Annotated in this window: 17 protein-coding genes; 1 reads left to right on the forward strand and 16 read right to left on the reverse strand. The window is 54.7% G+C overall.

The features are described from left to right. Positions 1-174: 174 nt before the first annotated feature. From EVJ32_RS01315 to bshB1, 4 genes are read right to left on the reverse strand one after another with little or no spacing between them, the layout of a single operon-like run. Positions 175-1137 carry a biotin--[acetyl-CoA-carboxylase] ligase gene (locus tag EVJ32_RS01315; protein WP_131456111.1) on the reverse strand — a complete coding sequence of 321 codons (963 nt, stop codon included), beginning with the start codon at positions 1135-1137 and terminating at the stop codon, positions 175-177. After that, complete coding sequence (locus EVJ32_RS01320) at positions 1110-2249, reverse strand: CCA tRNA nucleotidyltransferase (RefSeq protein ID WP_131456113.1); 1140 nt, start codon at positions 2247-2249, stop codon at positions 1110-1112. The genes EVJ32_RS01315 and EVJ32_RS01320 overlap by 28 nt, the downstream gene beginning before the upstream one ends. Beyond that, positions 2246-3367 (reverse strand): N-acetyl-alpha-D-glucosaminyl L-malate synthase BshA, encoded by a 1122-nt coding sequence (gene bshA / locus EVJ32_RS01325; RefSeq protein WP_131456115.1) that lies wholly within the window; start codon positions 3365-3367, stop codon positions 2246-2248. Before bshA ends, EVJ32_RS01320 begins: the two co-directional genes overlap by 4 nt. Further along, a complete protein-coding gene (bshB1, locus tag EVJ32_RS01330; protein WP_131456117.1) occupies positions 3364-4047 on the reverse strand; it encodes a bacillithiol biosynthesis deacetylase BshB1 in 684 nt (227 codons plus the stop codon). Before bshB1 ends, bshA begins: the two co-directional genes overlap by 4 nt. Before the next feature lie 113 nt (positions 4048-4160). On the opposite strand from bshB1, the gene EVJ32_RS01335 reads away from it, so the two are divergent. After that, positions 4161-5036: a YitT family protein gene (locus EVJ32_RS01335; protein WP_016509982.1), complete on the forward strand. Its 876-nt coding sequence runs from the start codon at positions 4161-4163 to the stop codon at positions 5034-5036. 663 nt (positions 5037-5699) lie between these two features. Here the strand turns inward: EVJ32_RS01335 and EVJ32_RS01340 are convergent. The 12 genes from EVJ32_RS01340 to aroC form a co-directional block, all read right to left on the reverse strand. Further along, positions 5700-6164, reverse strand: a complete 465-nt coding sequence (locus tag EVJ32_RS01340) for a GreA/GreB family elongation factor (RefSeq protein WP_131456119.1) — start codon at positions 6162-6164, stop codon at positions 5700-5702. A gap of 50 nt (positions 6165-6214) precedes the next feature. Next, positions 6215-6898, reverse strand: coding sequence for a zinc metallopeptidase (locus EVJ32_RS01345; RefSeq protein ID WP_131456121.1), 684 nt, complete (start codon positions 6896-6898; stop codon positions 6215-6217). Positions 6899-6936: 38 nt separating this feature from the next. Next, positions 6937-7554 carry a DUF1405 domain-containing protein gene (locus EVJ32_RS01350; RefSeq protein ID WP_070327423.1) on the reverse strand — a complete coding sequence of 206 codons (618 nt, stop codon included), beginning with the start codon at positions 7552-7554 and terminating at the stop codon, positions 6937-6939. A gap of 88 nt (positions 7555-7642) precedes the next feature. After that, positions 7643-8437 (reverse strand): menaquinol-cytochrome c reductase cytochrome b/c subunit, encoded by a 795-nt coding sequence (locus EVJ32_RS01355; RefSeq protein ID WP_070327424.1) that lies wholly within the window; start codon positions 8435-8437, stop codon positions 7643-7645. Between the two features lie 33 nt (positions 8438-8470). Next, entirely contained in the window at positions 8471-9142 is a 672-nt protein-coding gene (qcrB, locus tag EVJ32_RS01360; RefSeq protein ID WP_016509980.1) for a menaquinol-cytochrome c reductase cytochrome b subunit, read from the reverse strand. A 16-nt stretch (positions 9143-9158) separates the two neighbouring features. Beyond that, positions 9159-9662, reverse strand: a complete 504-nt coding sequence (locus EVJ32_RS01365) for a QcrA and Rieske domain-containing protein (protein ID WP_131456123.1) — start codon at positions 9660-9662, stop codon at positions 9159-9161. Positions 9663-9772: 110 nt separating this feature from the next. Beyond that, complete coding sequence (locus EVJ32_RS01370) at positions 9773-10213, reverse strand: DUF2487 family protein (protein ID WP_236635468.1); 441 nt, start codon at positions 10211-10213, stop codon at positions 9773-9775. A gap of 166 nt (positions 10214-10379) precedes the next feature. Further along, the gene (locus tag EVJ32_RS01375) at positions 10380-10913 is read right to left on the reverse strand and encodes a ReoY family proteolytic degradation factor (protein ID WP_016509965.1); all 534 of its coding nucleotides are present in this window, start codon (positions 10911-10913) and stop codon (positions 10380-10382) included. Between the two features lie 24 nt (positions 10914-10937). Then, positions 10938-12209: a tetratricopeptide repeat protein gene (locus EVJ32_RS01380; protein ID WP_070327427.1), complete on the reverse strand. Its 1272-nt coding sequence runs from the start codon at positions 12207-12209 to the stop codon at positions 10938-10940. A 35-nt stretch (positions 12210-12244) separates the two neighbouring features. Continuing rightward, complete coding sequence (gene aroA, locus EVJ32_RS01385) at positions 12245-13495, reverse strand: 3-phosphoshikimate 1-carboxyvinyltransferase (protein WP_131456125.1); 1251 nt, start codon at positions 13493-13495, stop codon at positions 12245-12247. Next, the gene (locus EVJ32_RS01390; protein ID WP_131456128.1) at positions 13495-14544 is read right to left on the reverse strand and encodes a 3-dehydroquinate synthase; all 1050 of its coding nucleotides are present in this window, start codon (positions 14542-14544) and stop codon (positions 13495-13497) included. The genes aroA and EVJ32_RS01390 overlap by 1 nt, the downstream gene beginning before the upstream one ends. Further along, positions 14538-15701, reverse strand: coding sequence for a chorismate synthase (gene aroC, locus EVJ32_RS01395; protein ID WP_070327430.1), 1164 nt, complete (start codon positions 15699-15701; stop codon positions 14538-14540). The genes EVJ32_RS01390 and aroC overlap by 7 nt, the downstream gene beginning before the upstream one ends. Between the last annotated feature and the right edge of the window lie 10 nt (positions 15702-15711).

A 15711-nucleotide genomic window follows, 5' to 3' on the forward strand; every position in this document is an offset into this window, starting at 1 on the left:
CCTTCTTACACGATTGGCAAGAAGGCGCACGAAAACGAACTCAAGGTTGAGTGTCCTTCTGTCCCTGTCAAAATGATCAAGGCAGACAATTAACTAAAACGACGGTCTGCAATTCCGGTACACTTCTTGCGATAGCGTCCGACACGTTCATTATAGACCACGAATACGTTTCCATCAATCATTCCAGACTGCGATTTCAGCGGAATAGATGGCTTCGATGGCACCATGACGCTCGAGCAGGAGCGCCCCCTGTTCTGAGATGCCGCGCATGATACCGCGTTTAGACTCCCCCGAGGCGGTCAACGTCACTTCTTCATTCAAATAAGCGGCGTGCTCTAGCCAGTTGTCGCGGACCGGGCCGAACCCGGATTCGAGCAACGCGTCATATTCGGTCTCGAGCTCGGCCAATAGATCGGCGAGCACTTCACTGCGGCGCAACGCGACGCCGGTCTCCAATTTGATCGACGTCGCCCGGTGAACCAGGTCAGTCGGGATCGACTCCGTATTGACGTTCAATCCGAAGCCGAGGATGACGGCTTGGATGCGGTCGCCTTCAGTTTGCATCTCGGTCAAAATCCCGCCGATCTTCTTCCCGTTCACGAGAAGGTCGTTCGGCCATTTGATAAATGCCGGGACGCCTTGTTGCCTTAGCGACCGGGCGAAGGCGCTCGCCGCCATGAGCGTCAGCTTCGACGCTTCCCGAATCGGCAGCGCCGGACGAAGGATGATACTAGCCGCGATATTGACGTGGCTCGGGTTGTGCCAACTGCGCCCGAGTTGGCCGCGCCCTGCCGTCTGTTCTTCGCTGATGACGAGCGTCCCTTCAAGCGCCCCTTTTTGGGCGAGTTCGTGGGCGATGCGCTGCGTCGTGTCGACTTGGTCGTAGGCGTAGACGTGTTGCCCGAACCGGCCGTGCCGAAACGAGACGAACGCCGGTTCATCGAGTCGGTCCGTCCGTCCGAACAGTTGATACCCTTTACGCGGGATCGTTTCGATGTCGTAACCGTCTTGTTTTAACGTCTCGATATGTTTCCAAATGGCGGTACGTGAAATATTTAATTGGCGGGCCAATTCTTGTCCGCTCCAGACCGCCCCGTCCTGGAGCAAGTTTAAGACCTTTCCTCTCGTTGAAGCCACATGATCGCCTCCTCTCGTAACGTTTGTTCCTCATTGGCTAACTCGCCGAGGACGACGCGCCGTTCGAGGTCGGCGAGCAAGTGCTTGATCCGTGCGCCGCTCGCCCCGACCTGTAGCGCATCGCGACCGTCGAACCGGAGCTCCCGCCGTGACTGGATCGGGAGCACACGTTTCAAGGCGTCGGACGATTCCGTGCTCCCGGTCATCCGCAAATACGTCTCGAGCGTCGCTTGATCCGTCTCATACACGGTGAACGTATCGAGCCCGGAGTCGAACAGGTTGGCCAATACGCCCGCTTCCCGCTTCAAGGCGTTCGAACGCTTCCATGGCGTGAGCCAACGGATGTCCCCGGCGTGATAGACGAATAGCGCCCAGCCTCCGACCGCGTTGACCGGTGCCCGCCTGTCGGCGATGACACGACGGACGAGCTGTTTGGACACGTCCGGTAAGTACTGATGGATGCCGAGCTCGACAAGGTCGGTCAGCGCCCTGCGGTAAGCAGGTCCCGTCATCAACTTCTCGAACTCGATGGCGATGCGTTCCATCGCGATGTCTTGCAATTTGTGGCCGAGCGTCCGCGCCGCGCTCCGCACATCATCAGCGAGCGTGAAGTCGAGCTGGGACATGAACCGAAACGCGCGCATGATCCGGAGCGCGTCTTCCCCGAACCGTTCGTACGGGCTCCCGACGGTCCGGATGATCTGCGCCTCGAGGTCGAGCCGGCCGCCGAACAAGTCGACGACGTTGCCGTCATGGAACGCCATCGCGTTCATCGTGAAGTCGCGGCGCAACATGTCCTCTTCGAGCGTGACGCCGAGCGAGACGTGGTCCGGGCGTCGCGAGTCCGAATACGTCCCTTCCGAACGGAACGTCGTCACCTCGAACGGATGATGGTCGAGGATGACCGTGACCGTCCCGTGATCGATTCCGGTCGGGACCGATTTCGGGAACAGTTTCATGACGTCTTCCGGCAACAACGACGTCGCGATATCGATGTCGTCGGGAAGCGTGCCGCGCACGTAGTCACGAACGGCACCGCCGACGATGTACGCCTCGCCCCCGTGGTCGTTGATTTTTTTTATGATTTGTTTTGCATATTCCCATTCTGTCATCGGCGCACCACCTGTTCGTATAGTCGTTCATATTGCGTGACGATGTCTTTAGACGCGAACTGTCTCGCTTTCACGAGACCGCCGGCACGCAGTTTCGCATGGAGCGCATCGTCGAGCAAGATCGCTTCGAGCGCGGTCGTGGCCGCTGTGACGTCGCCGCGCGCGACGACAAAACCGTCCGCTCCGTCCGTGATCACTTCCGGCAAGCCCCCGGCATCGCTGACGACCGATGGGACGCCTGTCGCTAACGCCTCTAGAGCGACGAGACCGAACGCCTCTTTGTCCGACAACAGAAGATGGACGTCACTGATCGACAACAACGCCGCGACTTGTTCTTGTTTACCGGCGAAGATGACACTGTCTTCGAGCGCCATCTCGCTCACGAGTCGACGCATCGCCCCCATGAGCGGTCCGTCACCGACGAGGAGCAACTTCTTGCCCGGGACGCTCATCCGCTGGAACGCCTCGAGCACAAGGTCGATCCGCTTCACTTGCCGGAAGTTCGAGATATGGATGACGACGCGGTCGGCTGCTGACAAGCCGTAACGTTCACGGAGCGACGGCTCGGCTTGCGGCTGATAAACCGATTCGTCGATAAAGTTATGGATGACATCGATCTCAAGGTTGGCATCGATCCGCTCAAGCGTCTCGCGCTTCAAACTGTCGGACACGGCCGTGATCGCGTCCGACTGGCGTAAACCGTACAGGATCGCCGGTTTCAATTCTTCATCTTCCCCGAGCACCGTAATGTCGGTGCCGTGGAGCGTCGAAACGATCGGCGTCTTGCTCTCGGCCATCTCGCGTCCGAGCGCGGCACAAACCGCATGGGGCACCGCATAGTGCGCGTGGATGACGTCGAGGCCGAACGCACGGATGACGCTCGCAATCTTCGAGGCGAGCGTGATATCGTACGGCGGATAGCGGAACACCGAGTACTGGTTGATCTCGACTTGGTGGAACGTGATGTTCGGATGATACGCATTCAACCGGAACGGGATGCTCGACGTGATGAAATGGACGTCGTGCCCCCGGTCGGCGAGTTTCATCCCGAGCTCGGTCGCGAGGATGCCTGAACCTCCGACCGACGGATAACAGAGGACTCCGATACGTAGCTTCATGCGAGCTCACCCGCCCGCGTGACGACGTACGGTTTGACGGTCATGAGCCCTTCGGCGTAGTCCGTGCCGATCAAGCTACCGAAGTGACGGTCGCGCGCGACGACGCGGTCGACGTACGCATCGGTCAACGGTGTGTCGACGCCGTCAACAGGTGTGAACTGACTCGCGTATGACGTCAACGCGTCCACTTTTTTATCGATCGTCGCCGTGATGTCGATGCAGACGTCCGGTCGCACGTGGGCGTTGATCATGTATTGATAGACGCTGTCCGGACGGTAAGCCGGGACGTCGGGCATATATTTGCGAATCCCGGCGTTGAACAACGCCTCTTCGACGAGACGGGCGCACGCCCCGTGGTCGGGATGGCGGTCGACGCCGTACGGATAGAGCAGATGCGTCGGTCGTTCGGTCCGGATCAAGCGGACGAGCGCTTCAATTTGGTCGGCTGTCCCGAGCAGGCCACGGTCAGGGAAACCGAGATTGATGCGACGGACGCCGAGAATTCTATCGGCTGTTGCCGCTTCCTGTGCCCGCGTGACGACATCGCCGTTCGACGACAGTTCGGCCCGCGTCAAATCGACGTACAGGACTGGGATGTGATCACCCGTCCACTGGGCCGTCATGCCAGCGATGCCGATTTCGATATCGTCCGGATGGGCCCCGATTGCTACTATTTTCATAAAAAATCACCTCTTCTGTGAAAAGTATATCGGACTCACTGTCGAATGTCATATGTTCAGGGTAGGCAATCCACAGGTTTTTCGAGTACGCTTATGGATGGGAGGTGAACCACATGACGGTACAATTACCGATTCGGTTTCGCAATATATTCTTTATTCTCATCGGTTCATTCATTTTTGCGTTCGGCGTGTTTCATTTTAACGTCCAAAACAACTTGGCCGAAGGCGGTTTCACCGGGATCACGTTGATTCTGCGCGGCTTGTTCGGTTGGTCGCCATCGATCACGAACTTGGCACTCAATCTGCCGCTCTTCTTCGTCAGCTACAAGCTGCTCGGGCGGACGACGTTCATCTATACGCTCGTCGGGACGTTCAGCTTTTCGCTCTGGTATGGGCTGATCGCCAAGTACTCGAACCTCGTCATCGATTTGACCGATGACATGGTGCTCGCGAGTTTATTCGCCGGTCTGTTCATCGGCGTCGGTCTCGGCATCATTTTCAACAACGGCGGGACGACCGGGGGCATCGATATTATCGCTCGCCTCGTCCAACGTTACGTCGGTTGGTCGATCGGCAAGACGTTCCTCGTGTTCGACTTTTTCGTCATCGTCCTCAGTTTGACGTATCTCGACATCCGCGAGGCGATGTATACGCTCCTTGCCGTCTATATCGGCGCCCGCGTCATCGATTCGATGCAGGAAGGCACATATGCCGGTAAGGCCGCGATGATCATCAGCGACCACCGGACCGCCATCGCCGACGGCATCCACGCGACGATGAACCGCGGGACGACCCGCCTGCTCGCGAAAGGCGGCTATTCGAATAAAGAGCTCGAAGTGATTTACGTCGTCGTCGGACGCAACGAGGTCAACCGCCTCAAGACGATCGTCAAACAGATCGACCCGCACGCTTTCGTCACGTTCCATCACGTATACGAAGTCGGCGGCGAAGGATTCACGTTCGACGAGAATCGCGTTCCTTTGAAATAAATCACACCAAATTTGAAGCTAAGTTGTGTTTCTCTTCTCCTTATTGGACGAGATATAGTTCATCCATAGTTCTCCATATAGCGCACACCAATTGCTGCGCGGTAGGATAGTATGGTGGTCTACACATTTCAGAGGGAGGTTATATTTTGAAAAGACACGCTCGTTGTATGAAGTCGTATATTTCTAATATGATCTTTGGTAATCCAGTATGATGAAAAAAGCGATCTTTATCTCCTCACTATTTGTAATATTGGTCTTAGTGTTTACGACTTATGTATTTATGGATAGCTCGGTGATCTCCGTGACTGAGAAAGTAAAGGTTACTACGAAAGACCAGTCTGAGACAGAGCAATGGATCATACTCGCAAACGAGAAGAAAGTTTACATTGCTGACGTTAGTATATGGGCTTTACTGAACGAGGATGAAGAGTATATTATCTCTTACGAGTCTAAGAAAAACTCAGATAAGAAAATATTAACCTCAGTTGTTCCACGCGACTTCAATGGACAATTTTAGTTTTCAAAGACATGTTAAACTTGAAATAAGATTGAGTCATCACCTAATAGATTGATAAGAAAGAGGCCACCTAGAGCGACTTGTTTGCTCTAGGTGGCCTCTTCTCATTGGAAAAAACCGGCTCGTTCTGTCTCCACTTCGTTTTATCATCGTTCGATCCGTTTGATTTCAAAGTAAAGGGCACCGCCCGGCGAATCGATACTAGCCGTCTCCCCGACTCGTTTTCCGATCAAGCCGCTTCCGAGCGGGGACGAGACCGAGATCGTCCCGTTCGCCAAATCAGCCTCGAGCTCACCGACGATCCGATACGTCTCCTCCTCACCGTCCGGCAGTTCCCGGATCCATACCTCCACTCCGAAACCGACGCGATCCGTTGGCGCATCTTCCTCGATCATCGCGTCGGCAAGCACGCGCTCGAGTTCAACAATTTTCGCCTCGATGCGCTCCTGTTCCCGGATCGCCTCAAAGTACGTCACGTCTTCTCTAAAGTCACAAAATTTGCGCGCCGTCTTCACTCGTTCGAGCGCCTCGCTCCGACCGCTTCCGCGGAGCGACTCGAGCTGTTCGATGAGACGAAGACGGCCTGACTTCGTCAACTGTGGTTTTGCCATACAATTACCCTCCTCATACAAAAAAATCCCGTCAGTCGACGGGATCGATTCTATTCATCACGTGGCATAAAGACGATCAGTGCGAGACGGATCAGTTCGGCAACCGCGACAAGTGTCGCTGCGACATAAGTCCAAGCAGCCGCGTTCAACACTTTACGGGCACCTGACTCTTCCGTCGCCGTCACGATCCCGTGGCTCGTCAGTTCGGTCATGGCGCGTTTCGAGGCGTCAAATTCGACCGGGAGCGTGACGAGTTGGAACAAGACCGCCCCGAGCATCATGACGACACCGAGCTGGGCGAGTCCCATCGCACCTAAGAGGAAACCTCCTATGAGCAGCGGGAACGACAAGTTTGACGTGATGTTCACGACCGGCACGAGCCGATGGCGGACACGCATCATCTTATAGTCCGTCGCGTCTTGGACGACGTGGCCGATCTCATGGGCCGCGATCGCTGCCGACGAAATCGTTGATCCTTGATACACTTCGCGCGACAAGCGGACGACTTTATGTGTCGGGTCGTAATGGTCACTCATCAAACCGTCGACCATCTCGATGCGGACATCGTGTACACCGTTTTGTTTCATGATGAAGTCAGCGACTTGAGCGCCGGTGACACCGCTTTGAAGTGGTTGTTGTAAAAACTTTTTGTACGTACTTTTCACTCGCATCTGGGCCCATAACGGGATGAGCATGATCAGCGCGAGATAGAAAATATAGCCACCTAATGACATTTTCTATATCACCTCTGCGTATATTTGATATCTAGATTTTACATTCTTATGAACTTATTATCAAGCGAAGCGCGCAGGATGAGTCGGTATCCCACAAAAAAACATATTCCCGTCAACCAGAACGACCCGTAGCCGATCCACATAATATGCTCGGCGAGCGACGGATAACGCGGCCATTGTCCGAGTACGTAGTCGACGACGTCGTTATGGATGACCCAGATGAGCGTCAAGACGAACGACGACACGGTCCAACGCATGAACGGGGCGTATAGAAACGCCTGGACCGCCATCGCACCGTGAGACAGCATGAGCATGACGGCCATGAGCACGATGAACGTATCCGCGTCGTCTCCTAGCTTCATGAGAAACAAGACGTTCATGACGACGGCCCAGACCCCGTATTTGACGAGTGTGATGAAGGCGAGTGTCTCGATGAGCGGTGAGCTTTTCTTGAGCAGCCACAGCGCCAGGACGATTGTGAAAAATAGTGACGCCGTCGGGCTGTCCGGTACGAACGGCCAATAGATGAGCGGCGTGTCGCGAAGCTGCGGTTCATACCAGACGTATCCGTAAATCGTGCCGAGCAGATTGACGATGAAGAGGAATGTTAACACGGCTTTATGTTTTAGAAAGGGAAGCAACAGCGTATAGTTCATGAAATCATTCCGTCCTTTTTTTCTTTATTGTAGCTTGCGTGACCGATAAGTAAAAGAGTGTAGCCCATAGGGGACTACACTCGATTGCTTACTGGTTATTTTCGCCGCCTTCACCGTATGAGGCGAGGAACTCGGACATGGCTTGGAGGTCTTCATCCGAACCGTCCCACTGACCGGCCGGCATCGTGCCGACACCGTTGACCGCGATCTCCGCGATCTCTTCAGCCGTGTAGGCCGTTCCGATGAGTCCTGGAGCTGCCGCCCCGCCCTCGAGGTTTTGACCGTGGCAGTTCACACAAGACTGGGCTGCATAAATCTCATAGCCAGGTGCGGCTGTGTCGATTTCCGGACCTTCACCCGGTACGACTAAGATTCCTTGCTCATGAACTTGATCCCAATGCGTCGTTTGAACAGATTCCCACGTCAAGTACATGATCGAGAGAATCCCGAGCAGCATGAAGCTGATCGCGACCGGTCGTTTGGCCGGCCTGCGCTCGATTCCTTGGTCGAGCCACGGTGCGATCAAGAGCGCCGTGAACGCGACCCCAGGCAAGATGACCGTTCCAAGAAGGATCCAGTCCCCCGCCGCGAATTGATACTTGAGCAATTGATACAAGAACAAGAAATACCAGTCCGGTAACGGAATGTATGACGTGTTCGTTGGATCGGCGATGTTTTGGAGCGGTGCTGCCTCGACGATCGTCAAGGCGATGAATCCGATCAAGAAGACCGAACCGACCATCCACTCTTTAAGCAAGAAGTTCGGCCAGAACGCTTCTGTGCGTCCTGGATATTCAGAATAGTCTTTTGCAATATTTTGTTTCCGATTCCCGATTCCTACTCGAGAGTCGGTTACAAATTTCATCCCTTTACCGCGATGCATATCGTTTCTCCTCCTTTTTGTCTTCGAATCGGCTTATAGCGGTCCAGATATTCCTTGTTTACGAATCATCAGGAAGTGGGCTCCGAGGAGTCCGAACAAGGCCGCCGGTAAGAAGAAGACGTGAATGGCGAAGAAGTTCGTGAGCGTCCGTGCCCCGACGATCTCACCACCGGCGAGAAGGGTCTTGGCGATTCCACCAATGACAGGAACACTTTCGGCAATTTGAAGCGTAACTTTCGTTGCGAACAACGCTTTCATATCCCAAGGTAACAAGTAACCTGTAAGACCGAGCGCCAAGACGACGAAGAACAAGAGGACTCCGACGACCCAGTTGAGTTCGCGTGGTTTCTTATACGACCCGGTGAAGAACACGCGGAGCGTGTGTAAGAACAACATGACGATCGCGACCGATGCGCCCCAATGGTGCATCCCACGAACGATTTGTCCGTGTGCGATTTCGTTTTGTAAATAATACACCGATGCGTGGGCATTGATGATATCTGGAACGTAGTACATCGTCAAGAACATCCCTGACAGAATTTGAATCACGACCGTGAAAAATGTCAGACCGCCGAAGCAATAAACAAATGCTGAAAAGTGATGGGCAGGGTTGACGTGTTCCGGTACTTCATGGTCAGCGATGTCGCGCCATAACGGCGTGATGTCGACGCGTTCATCGACCCAATCATAAATTTTTTGTAACATCGACTATTTCCCCCTCTCACAACTGTGCGACTGGACTGCCTAAGTATAGGAAGCCGTCTTTTTCTTCTTTTTCATAGCGTGCCAGCGGTGATGTCGGAGGTGTACCCGGAATGTTCGTTCCGTCTTTTTCGTAACGTCCGAAGTGACACGGACAGAAAAATTCTGACGGTCTTGTCGGATCTCCACCATAAGCTACTTGACAGCCAAGATGCGTACAGATTGGAGAGAGTGCAACTACTTCACCGTTCTCGTCTTTGAACACCCATGCTGAAAGTGTTTCTTCAAATTCATACCAAGCGTCTTGCGTTTGTTTTTTAAAGTCGACACGTTGCGGCTCAGTCGTGATGTCGTCAAGACTCATGACCTTCACTTTGTCGCCCGCACCCGATTTTTTCAAGACCGGATCGATCGCAAAGTTGACCATCGGACTGATCAATGTTGCCGCCATAAAGCCACCTACACCAGTTAACGTATACGTTAAGAACTGACGGCGTGTGACTTTTGACCCATTTTGAGCCATTTCGTTCCCCCCTCATTCGTGTGCATAACCCCATAATTCTTTATGCATTCTTCACAAAAATTTCTCACTCACCAAAATAGTATATCAATAAAACCTCTACGTCAACCGCTTCATGTCGCCATCCAACGGCCCGAAAGCTCTGTAATGACTTGTGTCGCAAAATTTTGGACCATCGTGTGCGACTGCTCCCCCGACATGCCTTTCAAGGCAAGCGGCGGAACGAATATGACCGGTAACTCGAACGCTTTGAAGCGAACGTCTGAAGAGATGAACAACACGTGGGTAAACCCGGCCGTCGTTGCTTTTGTCATGACTGCGCGTGCAAGTTCATACCCGGCCTCGACATCGAGATAGCTAAGCGTCGGATTCAGCATCGTCCGTCCAGACAGCTGTCGTTCGGTTTCAAGCGCCACCGCTTGGACGACCTCGTAGCTTTCGGCTTTACGCACCATCTCCTCATCAAACGCCAGTTCGACGAGTGGGACGATGAGCGTATCGACGTATTGGCGTTCGGTCAGCGATTTCAACGCATCCATGCCATCGAACCTCATCTTCCTCCTCCTCTCTTTAGAAGACATACATCATCATGTCCATTGTAGCGTACCTACATTCGCTTCCTCTCGAAAGTTATGAACGAAATGTGAAATTATTGTGTATTCCTACGTCATTAATATACCAAAAAACAAGCGCTTCCCATAACGGAAGCGCTTGTTTTTTCTAAAATAATTTCGATGCTCTCACTTGATGAAGTTTGCTCGTCAAATTACGAAACAGCTTCTCGTCCCGGCGATCAAGCGCCTCGTCGATCTCGACGAGCAGACGCTCTTCCTCGAACTGGGCGACCGATGCTCGAATGACCGTCTGGGCCGAGTTCGTCACTTCGTCTTTAATCTCGGCGACAGGCTCAAACGGATTGAGCTCGACGATGTCGATCCAACTCTCATCAATCATCATCCCTTGAAAGTTAAGTTCGACATAAATCGTCCCGTCGTGGAGCCGAATGTCATGGTACGCCTTTTCCGGATTGACCGTGATGAGGTCACCTCGTCGGTAACGGAACGGTTCCCCTTCGAAGCCGTACGCCGTCATGACGAGGCTGCGCGGTGAAACCGAGGCGTTCGTCACGAAATGAACGTTCCCAAGTTTTTCAGGATGTCTAAGCCAATAATCAATGATCCATTTGGCCTCTCGCTTACGAAGCGTATGATGAGCGAGGAATCGCTTTAAAAAATTCTTTTTCCGCTCGACCATATGACCCCATCTCCTTTATATTGATTAATCGCGATCCGTCAACAAGTCGATCCGCTCTTCGAGAATTTGGCGGTCGATCATATCCACGGTGAGCGCAAGCGTTTGCTCGAGCACACGCTGCGCCTTGTCACGCTGTCCTTCTTCTACCAATAGTGTAGCCCATTCAGTCGAAAATGACACGTCCTCTTTATAAACTTGTTCGATCGAGGTGTATAGATTGACGGCCTGCTCATAGTCCTCGAGTTCATAGGCGGCTTTCGCCTTGTACCACGTCATGAGCGTCGACGTCGAGTGCTCCTCGAGCGCATCGATCGTCTCGAGCACGGCTTCCATGTCTCCCGCTTCGAACAAGATTGACAACAGCAGTTCGGTCGCTTGAAGCGATTCCGGGTTCAAGGCGAGCGCTTCGCGAAGTTCATTGACCGCTTCGTCTGTGCGGCCTTGCTTCAAGAACAGCTTCGCTTTGACGGTGCGCAGCTCATCGTTATAGTCGTCACGGTCGATCCCTTGATCGATCACTTCGAGCGCTTCATCGATGCGACCGAGTTCCTCGAGCGCTTCCGTATACGGCAAGTAAAGCGATGTAAAGTCAGGGTCCATCAAGCGGAGCTCTTCGAACTGTTTGATGGCGACCTCATCACGCCCGATACGGTGGGCCGTCATCGCATGTCCGAACACGGTGTTCAGATTGCGGTTCTCTGTCTTCTCGAATTCATCGAGCGCTTCTTCGAACGAGCCGATCATCGTCAGTGCTTCGGCGTAATCGGCTTGATAGTCGAGCTCTTCGGGCAATCGCAAGTGCGGTAAGCGCGCATAGAGCGGTACCGCCTGTTCAAACGAACCGATCGAGGCGTATAGTTCGGCCAGCCCATAGACGAGCAGCGGCTCGTCCGGATTCGCCTGTAACGCTTCCATCAATTTTTTGACCGCGACTTCGTCAAGTCCTTGTGATTGATACAAATCAGCTAACAAGACGAGACTTCTCATGTGCGCCTCTTTGTCGCTCGCATCGATCGTTTCAAGGACGGCAATCGCTTCTTCTTCCCGGTCGCTGTCGAGATACGCTTCAGCGAGCGACAGCGCCACGTGCGGGTTGCCCGCGTAGTCGACATACAGTGCTGCTAGTAAATTCACAGCCCGGTCGGCGAGGCCAAGTTCGAGATACAAGTCGGCAATCGCCAACCGATCTTCGTCCGAGCCTTCTGTCTCAAGCGCTTCAAGGTGCGCCAAGGCGTGCTCGGTCTCGCCTTTTTCGAGCATCTCGATTATATGGTTTAACACTGATTCGTCTAACATAATTAATTTCCTCCTACCACTTTCAGGTATTGCCGTTATTCTATCTCACGACCGAGCCGTTGTAAATCGTCACGAAAATGAGGGTAACTGATTTCAGAGGCTTCGATCCCGTCAATGATGACGGGTTCGTCGATCAGTAAAGCTGCCACTTGTAGCATCATCGATAGACGATGGTCCGAATGCGAGGACACATGACCAGCCTGAAGCCGGCTCGGGAAAACGCTGAACCCGTCTTCGGTCTCGCGGATATCGACACCGAGCGCCGCGAGCTCGCTCGCGACCGTCTTGATCCGATCGGTCTCTTTCACACGCAGTTCACCCGCATCCTTTACGACTGACGGGCTCGACGCCTGCGACGCGACAAGAGCGAAGAGCGGGAGTTCATCAATTTGTCGTGGGATGGCCTCGCCTTCGAGCGTCACCCCTTGAAGTTCGCTCGTCGTCACCGTCACATCTCCGACCGTCTCTTCCCCGAGTGGTCGCAGCCGAGTGATTTCGACGTTCGCCCCCATGCGCTCAAGTGTTCGTAAAAAGCCGATTCTCGTCTCGTTCAAACAGACGTCGGTCGTCGTCACACGGCTGTTTGGGACGATGGCGGCCCCAGCCCAGAAGAAAGCAGCCGACGACGGGTCGGCTGGCACGTCGACCGTCGCCCCGTCGAGGTGACTTGGCGATAGCCGGATCGTCCGCACGCCATCTTCGTTCGTGATCTCGACGCGTCCACCAAACAGTGGCAACATCCGTTCCGTATGGTCGCGTGACAGCATCGGTTCACGGACAATCGTCGTCCCGTCAGCGCGAAGACCGGCCAATAGGACAGCCGACTTCACTTGCGCGCTCGCGACCGGTAACGTGTAATCGATCCCGCTCAAGCGCCGACCCTTGATCCGAACAGGCGCGAATTCGCCGTCGATGTCGGCCCCCATCTGTCGAAGCGGTTCGGTGATGCGACGCATCGGCCGTTTCGAGAGCGAGTCGTCTCCGACGAGCGTGAACTCACCCGAGTACCCGGAGACGAGACCAGAGAGCAGGCGCATCGTCGTCCCCGAATTCCCGCAGTCAAGCGTGGCCGGAACGACTGACGCGACGCCTTCGATCCGGAGCCGCTCGTCGAGTTCTTCGACGCTTGCCCCGAGACTACGGACCGCATCGATCGTCGAACGGCAATCTGCCCCAAGGAGCGGATTCATGACGACCGTCTCCCCGCTCGCTATCGCACCGAATAAGATCGCGCGGTGCGTGATCGACTTATCACTCGGTACGCGAATCAATCCATTCAACCCCATCAGAACCACCCTTTCAACTGTATGTATGCTTCAGCAAGCCGCTCGGACGGCACCGCCTCAACGGTAGCCGCTTCACCGAGCAACACGAAACGGACTTGTCCATCCCGATTTTTCTTATCGAGCCCCATCACCGTCAAATACGTCTCGAACGGTTTCCATTCAACCGGGCTGACGCGGCGCGCCCGCATCCAAGCGGCGAGCTTACTGGCCCGATCCGTATCCCCTCCGACGAGAAAGGCGTATACCATGCCGTACAGCACCGCCTCCCCGTGCGACAGCCGATACCGTTCGACCGACTCTAAAGCGTGCCCGAACGTATGACCAAAATTGAGCCACGCCCGGACACCGTGTTCCCGTTCGTCTGCCTCGACGACGACACGTTTCACTTCAATCCCGCGCGCAAGCCACATTTCCCAGTCTAGCGCACCACCGGACAACGCCTGAAACAGTTCGTCCTCGAATGAAGCAGCGAGGACGTAACGTGACAAGTAAGCATGTTTAATCAACTCACCGAGCCCGCTCAAGACGTCACGATTGCTCAGCGTCTCGAGACGGGACACGTTATAATGCACACCGATCGGTTGATAAAACGCACCGATCGCATTTTTAGACAACGGGTGGTTGACGGCGACTTTGCCGCCGATCGCTGAATCATGGGCGAGCACCGTCGTCGGTACTTGGATGTAACGGACCCCTCGCATATACACACTCGCGAGAAAACCGGCCAAATCCCCAATCATGCCCCCGCCAAAAGCGACGACGAGCGTGTCGCGGTCACAACGTGCGGTCAACCCGTCTGTCACGAGTTTTTCAACGGTCTCGAGTGATTTCGAGCCGTCACCCGGCGTGACGACCGACCAAACGATCTGCGGATGGATGCCGGCTAGGCGTTGTTTGAACACCTTACCGTGTAGCGCATCCACCGTCCGGTCTGTAATGACCCATACCGTCGAGCAGGCCGTGAAATAATCCACGCGGTCCAACCAGGCGTCGCTGTGCTCAATCGACACGTCATAAGGGACTGATGCGTCAACATGAATCGTCACCACGACCGGATTTCCTCACGATACGACTCGACCCGCGACTGAATTCGTTTGACGGTGTCGTGTCCGAACGTCTCACACAACTCACGCGCGAGTTCGAACGCGACGACCGCCTCGACGACGAGTGACGCAGCCGGGACGGCACAAGCGTCACTTCGTTCGATTTGAGCGAGGAACGGCTGTTTCGTATCGATATCGACCGATTGCAGCGGTTTGTAGAGCGTCGGAATCGGCTTCATCACGGCACTGCAGACGATCGGCATCCCGGTCGTCATCCCTCCTTCAAAACCGCCTAAATGGTTGCTCAGTCTCGTATACCCGGACTCGTCATAGGCGATCGGGTCCATCACTTCCGATCCTGGACGATACGCCATGTCAAATCCATCGCCAAAGGCAACCCCTTTGATGGCGTTGACGCTCATGACGGCGCGGGCGATGGCCGCATCGAGCTTGCGATCATATTGAACGTAAGAACCTAACCCTGGGATGACGCCATGCACTTCGGTGCAGACGACGCCACCGAGCGAATCCCCGGCCGCTTTCGCTTCATCAATCAAACGCATCATCGCTTCACCGGACGTTTCGTCAGTCGTGCGTACAGGTGACGCTTCGATGACGGTCCGAAGTTCTTCGAGTGCTGCGTAGTGCTTCGGCGCGGACTCGATGCCGCCGATCACTTTCACATAGCTGACGAGCGACATGCCGACTGCGTCGAGCAACTGCTTGCTGAGCGCACCGACAGCGACGCGGGCCGCCGTCTCCCGGGCACTCGAACGTTCGAGCACGTCCCGAAGGTCTCGGTGGTCATACTTGAGACCGCCGACAAGGTCAGCATGTCCCGGACGAGGCCGCACGACCCGGCGCTTGATTTCAAACTCGTCGTCGACCGGCTCTGCCTGCATGACGTTCCGCCAATGCGCATGGTCTTTGTTTTCAATCCAAAACGAAACAGGGGCTCCGGTCGTCATCCCATGACGAACCCCAGCCCTCACCTCGATTTTGTCTGATTCAATTTGCATTCGGCGTCCACGGCCGTAGCCCGACTGACGTTTCGCTAACTCGCTGTTGATTGCCTCGACGTCGACGCTTAAGCCGGCCGGGACTCCTTCGATGATGACGGTCAATCCCGGTCCGTGTGACTCTCCCGCTGTCAAATAACGCATATGCGCCACC

This window comes from Exiguobacterium sp. SH5S4 (assembly GCF_004337045.1).
GTDB lineage: Bacteria > Bacillota > Bacilli > Exiguobacteriales > Exiguobacteriaceae > Exiguobacterium > Exiguobacterium aurantiacum_A.